Below are 15,263 nucleotides of genomic sequence, written 5' to 3'. Positions count from 1 at the left end.
AATACTCTATGTCTTTGTTTTTACGCAGTCCGGACGCAAAACCGCTAACCCACTTTTGCTGGACGTGGCCTAGATTACCGGACAATCGTCAGCGTCTGGGCTGCACGGGTAATGGCGGTGTAAAGCCAGCGTTCACGGGTATCGCGAAACGCCCAGCTTTCGTCAAACAGCACAACGTTGTTCCATTGCGAACCCTGCGCCTTATGAACCGTCAGGGCATAGCCGAAATCGAATTCATCATAGCGCTTGCGCGTGGACCAGGGGATTTCTCCCTCCTCCTCAAAACTCTGCTTGAGAAGTTTGATCTTGGCAGCACCGCGATCCATATCGTCGTCTTCGGGCCGGATCATCAGGTTGATACCGGGCTTCACCGTCTCGCGGGAAGAGCTCATCACCTGCCACAGCGAGCCGTTGAGCAAACCCTTCGCCGGATCGTTTCGCAGGCAGACAAGCTTGTCACCCGATTGTGGGTAAGCCTGGCTGAACCCTTTCAATTCCCTGAGCCGCTGATTGTAGCGTCGGCGTGTCTTGTTCGTACCCACAAGAACCTGATCTGCCTCCAGCACCAGCGTCTGGTTGACCTCGTTGCGGGAAATCACCTGCGCCGTTCCGTAATCGCCGTAAGGAACTTCCTTGCCCTCGCGCACCTGCATGGCAAGCTGTATGATCGGGTTGTCCCGCGCCTGCCTATGAATTTCCGTCAACAGGTAATCAGGCTCCTGCTCCGTAAAGAACCCTCCGCCGGAAACAGGCGGGAGCTGGCCGGGATCACCGAGCACAAGAATGGGCGTGCCGAAGCTCATGAGATCGCGGCCGAGCTGTTCATCCACCATTGAGCATTCGTCAATCACGATCAGCGCGGCCTTGGCGACAGGGCTTTGACGATTGATCGAGAACATGGGCGCAACGGATGTCTTGCCCGTTTCCTCATCCTCAACCTGCTCCTCGCCACGCGGGCGATAGATCAGCGAGTGGATGGTTTTGGCATTGGAGGCTCCGCGCGAGCGCAGCACCTGCGCCGCCTTGCCGGTGAAGGCAGCGAAGAGCACATCGCCATCCACGTTTTCGGCGAAATAGCGAGCAAGCGTCGTCTTGCCTGTTCCGGCATAGCCGAACAGCCGAAAGACCTGGCTACGGCCTTCCTTCAACCATGTCGAGACGGCCTTGAGCGCCTCATCCTGCTGGGGTGCGAACTGCATGCCCCTCTTTCCGGGATTCGGAACAGAATAGCAACCTGAAACGATGCGAAATGCAGAACTTTACGATCTCGCCGGATCGTTTGACAGTTCGATTGACTGCCCGTGCGGAGTGGCTTGCGCCGCGCGTTGCCAGCTTTCCTGCAGGTTGAGGATCGATGCGTGATCCGCCACGCCCTTGTGCACGAGAAGCGCCGTGAGGGCTGCGAGCCAAGCCTCGAAATAATCGGATCCATCGGCGGCGCGACCCGGCCCATGCACTTCGGCAGAGAGCGCTTGCGCCCATTCCGCCCAGGTAAACACGCCGCGCTCATGCAGATGAACGGTCAGCGCGAATGCCTGCGCCTGCCAGGGCTCGGCAAAAACCGGATCTCCCTCCGCGCTGCGCGGCAGGCCGGGCGCGTTTCCAAGAGGGCTTGCTGCGTCACACTGGCTCAAGATAGCTCTCCCAGGCATCGATGGAAACGGTAAGCGTCGGATCGCTGCCCTGTCCCCAGACCTCCGCTCCATCAAACACGACCGTATAGACCCATTGCGGGTTCTCACCGCGCCCATGGGCATTATCATCGGCGAAGACAAAAGAGCCCTGAATGGTCTCGATGGTGCCGATCCTGCCTCTTGCATAACGGGGCAGCCGCGTATGCCCGGTCGGGTGGATATTCAACAGACGCACTTTCTGCCCCGCAACAAAACGGGGTGGATCGGATAGCGGCCTGTCGCACGGACCGCCCTTGGCAAGAACAGCGGCGACCATATCGGCCTTCAGCACACGCTTCGGCTCTGCACCCGCGGTCTTCCGATGGCCGAGGTCAATCTCGTCTGCGGTGACGAAACCGTGCCTCTCCAGCAGCACTTCCAGCGCCCGGATCCAGATTTCGTAATAGGATGCGGAGAGATAAGCCGCCGGCGGAATGCACTCACGCGCATGTCGGCTTTCGTCAATCGACCAGGCTCCGAAAGCACCGCAGGACAGCGTGATCGCCAAAGCCCGCTTTTCCCATTCCGAATGAAAGAAGGGTTCGTCGACTTCCGGTGCGACAGCACCGAACCCCATCTGCCCGCCGAGATCGTGCGGCCCGTTCACTGTGTACCGCCATCTGCTGCACCATGCGCTGCATGTGCCAGTGCCGTGCCGATCATGCTGTCTCGCGTTACCAGTTCAGCCAGCTGCTCTTGTGTCCAGTTATCCGTTCCGTCGGGGCGTTGCGGCACCACCAGATAGCGCAGCTCCGCCGTGGAATCCCAGACCCGGATCTTCATCGTCTCAGGCAGTGCGACCCCAAACTCAGCCAGCACGCTTCGCGGATCGATCACCGCACGGGAGCGATAGGCCGGCGCCTTGTACCAAACGGGAGGCAGGCCCAGAACGGACCATGGATAACAGGAACAGAGGGTGCAGACGACCATGTTGTGAGTGTCGGGCGTATTGAACACCGCGCGCATGTGTTCGCCCTGCCTGCCGGTAAAGCCCAGGCTTGCAATCGCAGCAGTCGCATCACGCCGGAGCCATTCCGCGAAAGCCGGATCGGCCCAGGCCTTTGCAACCACCCTTGCCCCGTTGCGAGGACCAACCTTGGTCTCGTAGGTTTCCACGATGGCATCGAGCGCCGCCGGATCGATCAGCCCTTTTTCGCTCAACACCGTTTCCAGCGCCCGCACCCGGGCCTCCATATTGGAATAGCGGTTATCGTGGTGATGGTGTTCATGATCATCATGGTCATGATGATGATCGTGGTCATGCATTGTCACCGGCAGTTCCTTTCGGTGTGTCTGTAGGCTCAATCTAAGCGACAACTGATCTTTCTGCCAATCGCGGGTTTTGATGGTTTTGTTCTTGAATTTGATGATTGGTGAGCAAAGGTTAGCGTCCAGATCAGACACGACAACGAGTGGACCTTCCCATGCGCGATGATATTCCTACCGTGACCTTCGCTTCCGGCATCACCGTACCTGCCATCGGCATTGGCACGTGGAAAATGGGCGAGGATGCCGCCAATGTGGCAAACGAGATCCGCAGCATCCAGGCAGCCATCGATCTCGGTATCCGCGTGGTGGATACAGCCGAAATGTATGCAGATGGCGCATCCGAGAAAATCGTTGGAGCCGCCATTGAGGGGCGCCGTGACGAGGTGTTTCTCGTCAGCAAGGTCTATCCGTGGAATGCCAGCGTGAGTGGCGTTCAACAGGCTTGCGAACGCAGCCTGACGCGACTGGGAACCGAACAGATCGATCTCTACCTCCTTCATTGGCGCGGTGACATTGCGCTGGAGGAAACCGTAGCGGGCATGGAGACACTGCGCGAGCGCGGCCTCATCAAATCCTGGGGTGTCTCGAATTTCGATGTGGAAGACATGCAGGAGCTGCTGGCCATTCCGGGCGGCGAAAACTGCGCGGCCAACCAGGTGCTCTACAATGCAGATCGCCGCGGCATCGAATTCGATCTTCTTCCCTGGCATCAACAGCATGCCATGCCGCTGATGGCCTATTCGCCGCTGGGTCAGGGAGAATTGTTGAGGCATCCCGAGGTCATTCGTCTCGCCAAAGCCTATCAGGCAAGCCCGGCGCAGGTGGCGCTCGCTTTCGTGCTGGAGCGCGATAACGTTCTGGCCATTCCCAAGACGGCAAAGCCGGAACGCGTGGCCGAACTTCTGGCGACACTGGACCTCGACATCACGGATGAGGATTGGGCGGAATTCGACCGTGCCTTCACACCGCCATCCCGCAAGGTACCGCTTGAAACCATTTGAGGCGCCGCACCTTCGCGCGACGCCTCAAATACTCGTTCAGGCTATGGCAAGGCGCTCATGCGCCTTGGGCTCAAAACTCTTCCCAGTTTTCCTTGGAGGTCGCCAGAGCAGCATTGCCAGAGAAGGCAGCCGCCACCCGGTTGCCAAGCTTGCGCGCTGGTGAGACTGCCGGGCGCTCCGTTTCACGAACGCTGCGGGGTGCTGGTGCAGGCGCGGATGCTGCCGAAGTCTGACCCGTGCCGAGGTTGAACTGGGACAGGAGCTGTGCGAGCGAGGCGGATTCCTTTGCCAGCGCATGGCTGGCCGCATTGCTTTCCTCCACCATGGCAGCATTCTTCTGCGTGTCCTGGTCCATGTGGTTGACCGAGGTATTGATCTGCTGCAGGCCGGAAGACTGCTCATGGGCGGCTTCGACAATCGCCGTCACGTGACGGTTGATTTCGAGAACCTCGGAAGCGATCTTGGTCAGGGCTTCCCCAGTCTGCCCCACCAGGCTGACACCGGATTCAACATGCTCATTGGATGCATTGATGAGTGTCTTGATGTCCTTCGCGGCACTGGCAGAGCGCTGCGCCAGTTCACGCACTTCCTGTGCGACAACGGCAAAGCCCTTGCCTGCCTCACCGGCGCGCGCCGCTTCAACACCCGCATTCAGTGCCAGAAGATTGGTCTGGAAGGCAATCTCGTCGATCACGCTGATAATGTTGGAGATTTCGCTCGAAGACTTCTCGATCTGCTCCATGGCCACAACGGCACGGCGAACAACTTCACCAGAACGCTCTGCCTCATCCTTTGTGCGGCTCACCAGCGCACCAGCTTCCTGTGCACGTGAGGTTGAATCCTTCACCGCTGTCGTGATTTGTTCCAATGCCGCCGCAGTTTCTTCTACCGAGGCCGCCTGCTGTTCCGTGCGCTTTGCAAGATCATCGGCTGCACCGCGAATTTCATTGGCGCCAGCATCGATTGCACGCGCATTCTGCGCGACACGCACCAGCGCATCCTGAAGCTTTTGCGCGGACGCATTATAATTTCCACGAACCACATCCAGCTGGCCAGCAAATGGCTGGTCGATGCGGAAGGCGACATCGCCATCGGAGAGACGCTGAAGAGCGTTTGCCAGATTATCGACTGCGAACTGAACCTCTGCCGCATTGCGTGCGCGCTGCTCTTCATTGGCCCGCCGCTCATTTTCGGTCATCGAGCGGGACGCAGCCGCATCCGCTTCAAGACGCGCCTGAGCAAGGGCATTATCCCGGAACACACCAACCGCCTGAGCCATCTGACCGACCTCATCACCACGATCAAGGCCCGGCACCTCCTCCTCGGTTTTTCCGCCCGCAAGCGCCGTCATCCGCTCACGCAATCTCTCAAGAGGCTGAGTAATGCCGCGGCCGGAGAGGAAGCTCGCCAGTGCAATAAAGCCGATGAAAAGAGCAGACACTCCCACCAAGGTGCTTGTGATGGTGGACATCGCACCGTCATTCAGGCTCCCACCCTCCTGAGCCAAATCAGCGACCTTCTTATTATTGAAACCACGCATATCTTCACGCCAGCGGTTGGCCAAATTATCCGCCTGTGCCAGCAGCTTGGTTGCCTTATCCTTGTTTCCATCAGCAATGGCGGCAACGGCCTGGTCAGAAAGAGCGAAGATCTCGATGGCGCGAGTTTTGAAGGCTGTGAGTTCGGAGGCGATTTCTGGAGTCAGCTTTGCGGCCTTGTCCATGCGTGTCACCAGAGTGCTTTTCGCGTCATCATAGCTCTTCTTCACCGCTGCACTATCGACAGAGCCGTCCGCGTGCAACATCTGGTAGACTGAGTAAGGCGCATTGATGACATTAGTGGTTGCGCGAAACAGTTCACTGGCGGCAACGCTGTCCTCTGTCACGAACGAATAGTACTTCGTGACAGAATCCTTGTATTGCATCGATATGTATCCCACCGCACCTGCGCCCATAAGCGCCATGGGCACGATAAGCATCTGGATTTTCGTCTTAATCTTGATGTTATTCAGGAATTTCATTGAACGGTCCGATCCAGGCAAAGCATCATCAACAGAAGGTCCTCACGACGAGAGGAGCGGCAGATGCGCGGGTCTCCGCAGCACGTGGCTGCGGCGAACTGTTCCCGGTTCTGTTGTGATAATTTGTGGTGGATTTTAACTAAACAACAGTAAACGATTGCGAGCATTAGCGCTTCGCAAGAAAACTGTACCGAGACCTCGCTGGACACTTGACCGAAAGCGGGGCCGCACGAAGTGCCATGTTTTCAAATATTTGCCCGAGCAATTCTGCTGAAAATCATCTGCAGCATCTGCACGCAGGCCTGCCAGAAAAAAATATCCCCGAAGACAAAAAAGCCCCGACCAAGGGGCCGGGGCTATAAAGAGCGGGCGACTCAGCGGGCGTTACATGCCCTGCGCACCGCGGTTCATCGCAGCAATACCTGTTCGGCACACTTCGATGAGACCCAGCGGCTTCATGATCGCCACGAACTGATCGATCTTCGAAGACTTCCCGGTGATTTCGAAAATGAAGTGGCTGACCGTCGCATCCACGACCTTGGCATGAAATGCATCGGCCAAGCGAAGCGTTTCGGCCCGCTGCTCTCCATCACCCTGGACCTTGACCAGCGCGACCTCACGCTCGATGGGACGCTCCTGCCCAAGCTGTCTGGCGCGGACAGTCAGATCGACAACGCGATGAACCGGCACGATACGATCGAGCTGCGACTTGATCTGTTCCAGCACGCCTGCCGTACCGCTGGTCACGATTGTGATGCGGGACAGATGCGCTTCATGCTCCGTCTCCGAAACGGTCAGGCTTTCGATATTGTAGCCACGACCGGAAAAAAGCCCGATGACGCGGGCCAGAACGCCAGGCTCGTTGCTAACGAGAACCGAAAGCGTGTGACGCTCTTCCTTGGCGGTTTCCTGCTGGATGAAGTAGGCGGAACCGGTGGGTTGAAGATGTGCATTCATGGAAATTGTTCCTGATCCTGTCCTGGCAGCCCTTAAACGAGCTGCCGCCCCTTCGCGTCAATAGCGGTTGCAACGGCTTCGTCGGTTGCCTCATCCGGCAGCAGCATTTCGTTATGTGCCTTGCCAGAGGGGATCATCGGGAAGCAGTTGGCCAGATTGGCAACGCGGCAATCGAAGATAACCGGGCGATTGACCGCAATCATTTCGGCAATCTTGTCATCCAGTTCTGCCGGGTTATCGCAGGCCATGCCAACAGCGCCATAGGCTTCGGCAAGCTTCACGAAGTCCGGCATGGCTTCCGTATAGGAGTTGGACAGGCGATTGCCGTGCAGCAATTGCTGCCACTGGCGAACCATGCCCATATACTGGTTGTTCAGAATGAAGATCTTGACCGGCAGATTGTACTGGATGGCGCAGGACATTTCCTGGATGCACATCTGAATGGAGGCATCGCCCGCAATATCGATGACAAGCGCTTCCGGGTGAGCAACCTGCACGCCGATAGCCGCAGGCAGACCGTAGCCCATCGTGCCAAGACCGCCGGAGGTGAGCCAACGGTTGGGCGCCTCGAAGCCGAAAAACTGCGCCGCCCACATCTGGTGCTGGCCCACTTCCGTTGTCACGTAGGTTTCGCGCCCCTTGGATGCCTCGTAAAGCCGCTGAATGGCATATTGCGGCATGATGACATCGCTGGAATTCTTGTAAGCGAAGGAATTGCGGGCGCGCCAACGGGTGATCTGCTCCCACCATTCTGCCGTCTGAGCCTTTTCAGGCTTCTTCGGCTGCGCCCGCCACAGGCGAACCATATCTTCCAGAACGCGGCCGACATCGCCGACAATCGGAATATCAACGCGCACGTTCTTGTTGATGGAGGACGGATCGATATCGATATGGATCTTGCGCGAATTCGGTGAAAACGCATTCAGGCGACCGGTGATGCGATCGTCGAAACGCGCGCCGATGCAAACCATGACATCGCAATCATGCATCGTCATATTGGCTTCATAGGAACCGTGCATGCCCAGCATGCCCAGCCAGTTGGGACCCGACGCGGGATAAGCACCCAGGCCCATCAGCGTGGAGGTGATTGGAAAGCCCGTCAGCTCCACCAGCTCGCGCAGGAAGCGGGTTGCCTCAGGACCGGAATTGATGACACCGCCGCCTGTGTAGAAAACCGGACGGCGCGCTGTTGCCATCAGTTCAATGGCAGCGCGAACGGCGTTCAGATCGCCATCCGTCTTCGGCTGATAGCTCTTCTGCGCAACATAATCCGTCTTCGGCGTATAGGTGCCGGTGGCGAACTGGATGTCCTTCGGAATATCGACAACAACCGGACCGGGACGACCCGATTGGGCAATGCGGAACGCCTCGTGGATGACGCCCGCCAGTTCATTCACATCCTTCACGAGCCAGTTGTGCTTCGTGCAGGGGCGCGTGATGCCGACGGTATCACACTCCTGGAACGCATCGGAGCCGATGAGCGTCGTGGGCACCTGCCCGGTCAGGCAAACCAGCGGGATGGAATCCATCAACGCATCCTGCAGAGGCGTAACCGCATTGGTCGCGCCGGGCCCGGAGGTGACCAGCATGACGCCGACCTTCCCCGTGGAACGCGCATATCCTTCTGCCGCATGACCTGCACCTTGTTCATGACGAACGAGGATGTGCTGTATATCGTCCTGCTGAAAGATCTCGTCGTAAATGGGAAGCACCGCACCGCCGGGATAGCCGAAGATGTGCTCTACACCATTGTCTTTCAGGGCCTTCAGAACGATCTCCGCCCCTGTCATCCGATTCTCTGTACCCGTCATGTTCAATTCCGTTTCTGCTGTTTCCGAAGCGGCCGCAGGGCCTGATTGAAGGCATAAAAAAAGGCCCCTTGAGGAGCCTTCGGTAGCGCATGGGAGCTTTCGCCGGATGGTTACACCACCCTGCCCATGCGCCTTCCCACCACGATAAGTGCTTTCGATACGATCATGACCGGAACTGTTAGCCAGAAAATTTCGCAACGTCAATGCAATTGCGCAAGATTTGGATACAATTGCTATGATCAAAGCCATTTCTCAGTCAATTCCAAAGCGTATCCGAAGCTTTAGGCGTCCGAAAACGGACCGTGTGATCCTCACTCGGAAAGGAGTTGTTAAGGCCCCCTCTCTATGGTCCTAGGTCATCCACCTAAACCTGTGATCTAACAATCATTTTGGTGGCCCAAAGCCCGCAGCAGGAACCCACTCATTGCGTAACCATGACCTCCATTTATCCGCTTCCGCCGGCGAGCAGGATCGGCGAGATGGCCTGCATCCGGGCAACCGTCTGCTTGGGCGTGTGGTTGCTTGCAGCGGTTCGCGCGCAACGATTGCGGCCATTGCCGAGCGTGGATCTACGGAAATTTCCGAGCTGTGGTCTGTCGGGCGGCTGATCTCGATCAGCGTGGGCAAAAACCGCGTTGTAGCCCTCACCTGCTCTATGGCCATCGCAGGCAACACCTGGGGCGACAATCGAGACAATGAATTTCATATCGAGGTAGAGCTTCTCGGTGAAGTGCGCGTTGCAGAGGATGGGCGCGAGGAGTTTACTGGCGGCATCAGCACCTACCCCTATCTCGGCGCGATTGCCCACCGCATCCGCTCCGCCGATCTCGTGCGAATCTACGATACCGGAAAGGCCGACACCTGTGTCGTTGGCAAGCTGACGCAGGACGAAACGATTGATGCGGCCATCCATATTCCGTCGATGCTTTCCAAGCATTTTGCGATTGTCGGCTCCACGGGCGTCGGCAAGTCCACCGCCGTCTCGCTTCTTCTGCATAAGGCAATCGAGACAGACCCGAAGCTGCGCGTTCTGATCCTCGACCCGCACAACGAATTCGCGGCGGCGTTCCCCCATCATGCCGTTGTCATCGATACCGATAATCTCGATCTGCCATTCTGGTTGATGCGTCTGGATGAATTTGCGGAAATCATCTTCCGTGGCAGGCCGCCTGTTCCGGAAGAGCTCGATATTCTCCGCGACCTGATCCCGGATGCCAAGCGCGCCTTTCGTGGCAGCGACTCCTCGCTGATGCGGCGCCAGACGGAGAAGAGCTCCGTTACGGCAGACACACCGGTGCCATACCGGATAGCAGACCTTCTGGCGCTGATCGACGAGCGCATCGGGCGCCTTGAGGGCCGTAGCGAAAAGCCGGCGCTGCGCTCGGTGAAGGTGCGCATCATGGCGGCGATCAATGATCCGCGCTACCACTTCATGTTCTCCAACAACACGATCAACGACACGATCATGGAGACCATTGCCCACATTTTCCGCATTCCGGGCGACGATCGGCCAATCTCCACCTTTCAGCTGGCGGGTATTCCGTCAGAGGTCGTCAATTCCGTTGCATCGATTCTCTGCCGCATGGCCTTTGAACTGGCGCTCTGGAGCGAGGGCGCGATCCATATGCTGGTTGTTTGCGAGGAAGCCCACCGCTATGTGCCGGCAGACCGCGAACTTGGTTTCTTTCCCACGCGGCAAGCCATTGCCCGCATTGCCAAGGAAGGCAGAAAATACGGGGTCTCACTGGGGGTCATTACCCAGCGTCCTGGCGAGCTGGATCAGACAATCCTTTCGCAATGCTCCACGATTTTCGCCATGCGCCTTGCGAACGACCGCGACCAGGACATCATCCGTTCGGCCATTCCAAACTCATCGGTGTCGAATACGAGCTTCATTTCATCCATCGGCAATGGCGAAGCCATTGCCTTCGGGGAAGCGATCACCGTGCCGATGCGCATGCGCTTCACGCGCCTGAGCGAAGATATGCTGCCCAAAGCCCATGGTGTATCCGACAAGGGCAGCGAAATTACGCCGGATAATGTGGATCTTCGCACCATCGTCACCCGTATGCGGGCCATTGCCGGTCCGGATATTTCCGCCTTCCAGAAAAGCATTTCCAGTGCAGACCAGCTCCGCGATACGGGCCGGATGGAGGCACCGGCCTCGGAGCCTGAAATCGCAAACTGGGAACGGGAGTTGCGCGCCAGCGACCGGCGCACGTATCAGCCTCCCGCGTCCGAACAGAAACTGGAACCTTACCGCCCGGATATGCTCCCCGGCGCACGCCCCTCTGCCGCTCCCATGGACAATGCTGCATTCACAAACGACGCACGCATTTACAGACGGGAGCCACTGCCGGAGCAGACGCCACCCGCTGCCACGCGCGCACCCTATGGCAATGACGAGGACGTGCAGGCCGTGCGCAACACGCTATTGCGCAGAGAAGGCTCGTCTGCGCGCGATTCTCTGCTCAAGCGGCCGCTGAGCAGCCTCTACGACAAGGACTGACCTGCGTAGGGATCGAACCGCTCCCAGCTTTCATCCATCTGGTTGCGAAACCAGGTCATCTGCCGTTTCGCATACTGGCGGGTGAGCGCAGAGGCACGCTCGATCACCTCCGCGCGGGACATCTCGCCCTTGAGCATGGCAGAAATTTCCGCAACCCCGATAGCGCGCAGCACCGTTGCATCCTGCGGCGGTTTTTGCGCGAGAAGAGCCTGAACCTCTTCCACCGCTCCATTCTGCATCATGATCTCGAAGCGGCGGTTGATTCGTTCGTGCAGCACTGGCCGTTCCGGCAGAACAACGAGCTTTCGAGCCACGGCCGGATCAATAATCACCGGGCCTGCCCTGTTCTGAAAATCAGCGATTGAGGACCCTGTGGCTGCCATGACCTCCAGCGCGCGAACGATGCGCTGACCATCGGAGACTTGCAGCCTTTCCGCCATGGCTGGATCACGCTTTTGTAATTCTGCATGGAGGGACTGCGGCCCCTCATCGATCAACCGCTGACGATAGATCTCTCGGACCTCTGCGGGGATCGCTGGCATATCCGACAGACCGCCCGTCAACGCTTTGAAGTAAAGGCCCGTGCCGCCCACGAAGACAGGCATTCGCCCCTGATCGCGCAGCCTGGGCAACACGCTCTGCACATCCCGCAACCAGTCGCCGGTGGAATAGCTCGTCCTTGCCGGCACATGGCCATACAGACAGTGCTCGATGCCTTCCATTTCCTCGACAGAGGGCCGCGCTGTCAGCACGCGGAGCGTGTCGTAGACCTGCATGCTATCGGTATTGATCACCACCCCGCCATGCCGACGTGCCAGTTCCAACGCAAGCGCCGACTTGCCGCCCGCCGTTGGCCCGGTTATCAGGATGGCTTGGAATTCTTGCCGAAGGTTAGTCATCATGGCTCTCGTTGCCACGCTCATCGCCCATCCGTCAAATCCTGTTCTTAATTCGAGGCTGGGAGAACTTGCCGCAGAAGCCGCCAATGCAAGCGGTCTTTATTGGCTGGCAGACGGGATTGCCTGCGATGTGGCGCTGAGAAACGATGTAGATGCCGCAGAAAGCGAACAAAGGCTGCGCAGTGCTCTGGCCGGCCACCCGGTCGATGTCGTGGTTCAGAATGTCGAAACCCGCCGCAAGAAGCTTCTGATCGCAGACATGGATTCCACCATGATCGAGCAGGAATGTATTGACGAACTGGCCGATGTGGTGGGTCTGAAAGACAAGGTGGCTGCCATCACGGCGCGGGCGATGGATGGCGAGATCGCTTTCGAACCTGCTCTTCGTGAACGCGTGGCGCTGTTGAAGGGCCTGCCCATTTCTGTGGTAGATGAGGTGATGGCAAAGCGGATCACGCTGATGTCCGGCGGGCCGCAACTGATTGCCACCATGCGGGCCAAAGGCTTTCACACTGCGCTGGTTTCCGGCGGCTTCACCGTGTTCACCAACCGTGTCGCAGCCATGCTTGGCTTCCACGAAGATCGCGCCAACATTCTCCTCGAAAAAGACGGAGTGCTGACCGGCGAAGTGCAGGAGCCCATTCTCGGCAAGCAGGCGAAGGTGGATGCCCTGACTGAAATTTCCGCCCAACTGGGCATTACGCCGGACGAGGCGATGGCCGTGGGCGATGGTGCAAATGACCTTGGCATGCTGGGTCTCGCTGGCTCAGGTGTTGCGCTCCACGCCAAGCCGATCGTTGCTGCACAGGCCAGAATGAAGATCGATCATGGCGATTTGACTGCTCTTCTTTACATTCAGGGATATCGGAAAACCGATTTCGTCACTCCATGAGCGAAGAACCACTTCGCATTGTTCTGGAGACAGACCGCTTGCGGCTTCGCAACTGGCTGGAGCGGGATCGCGACCTGTTTCGCGAAATCAACGCCGATCCGAAAGTGATGGAGTTTTTTGCGTTTCGCCGCAGCCATGCGGAGGCCGACGCCCTTTTTGAACGCATCAACACTATGATCAAACAGGATGGCCTTGGTTTCTACGCGGTGGAAGACAAGCAGACCGGAGAGGCTATGGGCTTTTGCGGCCTGGCACCTGCGTCATTGAGCGGGATCTTTCCTGACGAAACAATCGAGATCGGATGGCGGCTCGCAACCCGCTTCTGGGGCAATGGCTTCATCACTGAAGCAGCACAGGCGCTGGTGAATTATGGCCTCAACTGTCTCAGCCTGCCCTGTATTGTATCTTTCGCCGTGGCGGAAAATCATCGCTCCATCGCGGTCATGAAGCGGATTGGCATGAAACATTGCCCTGATTTCGATTTTGATCATCCGCGCGTGCCTGACACGCACCCGCATCTCAAACCGCATGTGACTTATGCGATTGTCAGCAGCGCCGCAGCCAGCTAGCCACGGCGCCTGTCCAGCTCTTATTCAATCGGAATTGCCACGAAGCGCAACTGGCCGTCGGAACCAGCCACCATCATATGGGCATTTCGCCTGCCCTCGCCCTTCAGCTCGTCAATGCGGCTGACAACGTCCTGCGGCATGGCAGTGAAGCTTTGCCCAACTTCAACGATGACTTCACCCGGCTTCAAGCCTTTTTCGGCGGCTGGGGATCCAGCCTCAACTGCCGTGATCACCACGCCTTCGACGCTGTCGGCAATGCCAAACGTCTTGTGGCGTTCTTCGTTCAGTTCAGAGAGCGTCATGCCAAGAAGTGTGGTGCTTGCTTCCTGCTGCGGCTGGGCGGGATCCTTATTCTCCCCCTGCTTGTTCTCGCCTTCCGCGAGAGCCGGGTTATCGTCGCCGTCTTCCGCATCGGCGCCATCTTCCAGCCTGCCCAGCGTAACCTTCACGGTCTGCGGCTTCCCATTGCGCAACAACTCGACATTGACTTCCTTGCCAACCGGGCTTTCCGCAACCGCAAGCGGCAGATCACGCATTTCCTTAACCGGCTTGCCATCGAAGGTGACAATCACATCGCCCGCCTTGATTGTCCCGTTATCCACGGGGCCGCCCTTGATAATACCGGAAACCAAAGCGCCGCGTGCTTCCTTGAGGCCGAGGCTCTCCGCCACATCGTCCGTAACGGGCTGGATGCGCACACCCAGCCAGCCGCGCCGGGTTTCACCAAACTCGATCAGCTGCTGAACGATATTCTGTGCCAGCTCGGTTGGCACCGCAAAGCCGATGCCGATAGAGCCACCGCTTGGGGAAATGATCGCGGTGTTGATGCCGATGACTTCGCCATACATATTGAACAGCGGCCCACCGGAATTGCCTTTGTTGATGGCAGCATCGGTCTGGATGAAATTGTCATAGGGTCCGGCGTTGATATTGCGATTGCGCGCCGAGATGATGCCAACCGTTACCGAGCCACCGAGGCCGAACGGATTGCCGATGGCCATGACCCAGTCACCAATACGCATTTTCTTCGAGTCACCGAATTTGACCGCCTTCAGCGGCGTCTTCGGCTCGACCTTCAAGACGGAAAGGTCGGTTTTGGTATCGGTTCCGACCAGCTTGGCCTTCAGCTTGTTGCCGTTCGGGAAGATGACTTCGATATCATCGGCGCCTTCGATGACATGATTGTTGGTAACAACGTAGCCGCTTGGATCGATCACAAAGCCCGAACCGAGCGAGTTGACCTTTCGATTGCTCTGGTTGCCGCCGTCACCATCGAAAAAATCATCGAAGAACTCCTGAAAGGGAGAGCCCTTGGGCACGACGGGCTGTTGTGGCCCGGGACCCGCACCATCGCTCTTGACGCTCTGCGAAGTGGAAATGTTGACCACGGCATCCAGCAGCCCTTCCGCCAGATCCGCCACCGAGGCTGGCCCGGGCTGACGCTGGGCATTACCAGCCGCAGGAGCTGCCGGATTGATGGCCGGGCGCTGCTGTGCCTGCGCCACAGCCGAAGCGACCGGAGCCAATGCAGTGGTGAGCGCCAGAACGGCTGCCAAAGAGTGTCGGGACGACATTCGGAAGGGTTTCGCCATTAGGCTTCCTCGATTGATAAGGCGGATCATGCAACGACTGTGCTTCGCGCAACGCTTCCCGAAAGATAAGG

Annotated in this window: 13 protein-coding genes; 4 read left to right on the top strand and 9 right to left on the bottom strand. The window is 58.1% G+C overall.

All coding sequences use genetic code 11. The annotated features are described in order from the left end of the window. Positions 1-74 precede the first annotated feature (74 nt). The 4 genes from ACFSE1_RS00370 to nthA are packed head-to-tail and all read right to left on the bottom strand — an operon-like array spanning position 75 to position 2,939. The gene (locus tag ACFSE1_RS00370; RefSeq protein WP_377394900.1) at positions 75-1,199 is read right to left on the bottom strand and encodes an ATP-dependent DNA helicase; all 1,125 of its coding nucleotides are present in this window, start codon (positions 1,197-1,199) and stop codon (positions 75-77) included. 60 nt (positions 1,200-1,259) lie between these two features. Continuing rightward, positions 1,260-1,634: a nitrile hydratase accessory protein gene (locus ACFSE1_RS00365; protein ID WP_377394897.1), complete on the bottom strand. Its 375-nt coding sequence runs from the start codon at positions 1,632-1,634 to the stop codon at positions 1,260-1,262. Further along, on the bottom strand, positions 1,621-2,280 hold the full coding sequence (gene nthB, locus ACFSE1_RS00360; protein ID WP_377394894.1) for a nitrile hydratase subunit beta: 660 nt from the start codon (positions 2,278-2,280) through the stop codon (positions 1,621-1,623). The genes ACFSE1_RS00365 and nthB overlap by 14 nt, the downstream gene beginning before the upstream one ends. Then, complete coding sequence (gene nthA, locus ACFSE1_RS00355; protein ID WP_377395013.1) at positions 2,277-2,939, bottom strand: nitrile hydratase subunit alpha; 663 nt, start codon at positions 2,937-2,939, stop codon at positions 2,277-2,279. Before nthA ends, nthB begins: the two co-directional genes overlap by 4 nt. Before the next feature lie 158 nt (positions 2,940-3,097). On the opposite strand from nthA, the gene ACFSE1_RS00350 reads away from it, so the two are divergent. Beyond that, entirely contained in the window at positions 3,098-3,943 is an 846-nt protein-coding gene (locus tag ACFSE1_RS00350) for an aldo/keto reductase (protein WP_377394891.1), read from the top strand. Between the two features lie 70 nt (positions 3,944-4,013). Here the strand turns inward: ACFSE1_RS00350 and ACFSE1_RS00345 are convergent, their stop codons facing one another. The 3 genes from ACFSE1_RS00345 to ACFSE1_RS00335 all read right to left on the bottom strand — a co-directional run bounded on the left by ACFSE1_RS00345 (position 4,014) and on the right by ACFSE1_RS00335 (position 8,731). Next, the gene (locus tag ACFSE1_RS00345; protein ID WP_377394888.1) at positions 4,014-5,963 is read right to left on the bottom strand and encodes a methyl-accepting chemotaxis protein; all 1,950 of its coding nucleotides are present in this window, start codon (positions 5,961-5,963) and stop codon (positions 4,014-4,016) included. A gap of 384 nt (positions 5,964-6,347) precedes the next feature. Continuing rightward, positions 6,348-6,920, bottom strand: coding sequence for an acetolactate synthase small subunit (ilvN, locus tag ACFSE1_RS00340; RefSeq protein WP_377394885.1), 573 nt, complete (start codon positions 6,918-6,920; stop codon positions 6,348-6,350). Between the two features lie 32 nt (positions 6,921-6,952). Further along, on the bottom strand, positions 6,953-8,731 hold the full coding sequence (locus ACFSE1_RS00335) for an acetolactate synthase 3 large subunit (protein WP_377394882.1): 1,779 nt from the start codon (positions 8,729-8,731) through the stop codon (positions 6,953-6,955). Positions 8,732-9,155: 424 nt separating this feature from the next. Here ACFSE1_RS00335 and ACFSE1_RS00330 point away from each other — a divergent pair, with 424 nt between their 5' ends. Then, on the top strand, positions 9,156-11,240 hold the full coding sequence (locus ACFSE1_RS00330; RefSeq protein ID WP_377394879.1) for an ATP-binding protein: 2,085 nt from the start codon (positions 9,156-9,158) through the stop codon (positions 11,238-11,240). On the opposite strand, the gene miaA is transcribed toward ACFSE1_RS00330, so the two are convergent. After that, positions 11,225-12,142, bottom strand: coding sequence for a tRNA (adenosine(37)-N6)-dimethylallyltransferase MiaA (miaA, locus tag ACFSE1_RS00325; RefSeq protein WP_377394876.1), 918 nt, complete (start codon positions 12,140-12,142; stop codon positions 11,225-11,227). The genes ACFSE1_RS00330 and miaA overlap by 16 nt on opposite strands. Here miaA and serB point away from each other — a divergent pair. Continuing rightward, on the top strand, positions 12,141-13,031 hold the full coding sequence (gene serB, locus ACFSE1_RS00320) for a phosphoserine phosphatase SerB (protein WP_377394873.1): 891 nt from the start codon (positions 12,141-12,143) through the stop codon (positions 13,029-13,031). The two genes, miaA and serB, sit on opposite strands and share 2 nt — an antisense overlap. Further along, positions 13,028-13,600, top strand: a complete 573-nt coding sequence (locus ACFSE1_RS00315; protein ID WP_377394870.1) for a GNAT family N-acetyltransferase — start codon at positions 13,028-13,030, stop codon at positions 13,598-13,600. The genes serB and ACFSE1_RS00315 overlap by 4 nt, the downstream gene beginning before the upstream one ends. A 20-nt stretch (positions 13,601-13,620) precedes the next feature. Here ACFSE1_RS00315 and ACFSE1_RS00310 read toward each other — a convergent pair whose 3' ends face one another. Beyond that, positions 13,621-15,192, bottom strand: coding sequence for a DegQ family serine endoprotease (locus ACFSE1_RS00310; RefSeq protein ID WP_377394867.1), 1,572 nt, complete (start codon positions 15,190-15,192; stop codon positions 13,621-13,623). Positions 15,193-15,263 lie beyond the last annotated feature (71 nt).

Origin of the sequence: Affinirhizobium helianthi (genome assembly GCF_042680945.1) — a bacterium.
Taxonomy (GTDB): domain Bacteria; phylum Pseudomonadota; class Alphaproteobacteria; order Rhizobiales; family Rhizobiaceae; genus Neorhizobium; species Neorhizobium helianthi.
Note: the sequence above shows the minus strand (reverse complement) of the source record. Positions and strands in the feature narration are given on the sequence as shown.

Excerpts from the sequence above, each read along its gene's own strand:
- nthA (WP_377395013.1), bottom strand. The coding sequence starts at position 2,939 with ATGCATGACCACGATCATCATCATGACCATGATGATCATGAACACCAT.
- ACFSE1_RS00335 (WP_377394882.1), bottom strand. The coding sequence starts at position 8,731 with ATGACGGGTACAGAGAATCGGATGACAGGGGCGGAGATCGTTCTGAAG.
- ACFSE1_RS00350 (WP_377394891.1), top strand. The coding sequence starts at position 3,098 with ATGCGCGATGATATTCCTACCGTGACCTTCGCTTCCGGCATCACCGTA.
- serB (WP_377394873.1), top strand. The coding sequence starts at position 12,141 with ATGGCTCTCGTTGCCACGCTCATCGCCCATCCGTCAAATCCTGTTCTT.
- ilvN (WP_377394885.1), bottom strand. The coding sequence starts at position 6,920 with ATGAATGCACATCTTCAACCCACCGGTTCCGCCTACTTCATCCAGCAG.
- miaA (WP_377394876.1), bottom strand. The coding sequence starts at position 12,142 with ATGATGACTAACCTTCGGCAAGAATTCCAAGCCATCCTGATAACCGGG.
- ACFSE1_RS00370 (WP_377394900.1), bottom strand. The coding sequence starts at position 1,199 with ATGCAGTTCGCACCCCAGCAGGATGAGGCGCTCAAGGCCGTCTCGACA.
- ACFSE1_RS00310 (WP_377394867.1), bottom strand. The coding sequence starts at position 15,192 with ATGGCGAAACCCTTCCGAATGTCGTCCCGACACTCTTTGGCAGCCGTT.
- ACFSE1_RS00315 (WP_377394870.1), top strand. The coding sequence starts at position 13,028 with ATGAGCGAAGAACCACTTCGCATTGTTCTGGAGACAGACCGCTTGCGG.
- ACFSE1_RS00345 (WP_377394888.1), bottom strand. The coding sequence starts at position 5,963 with ATGAAATTCCTGAATAACATCAAGATTAAGACGAAAATCCAGATGCTT.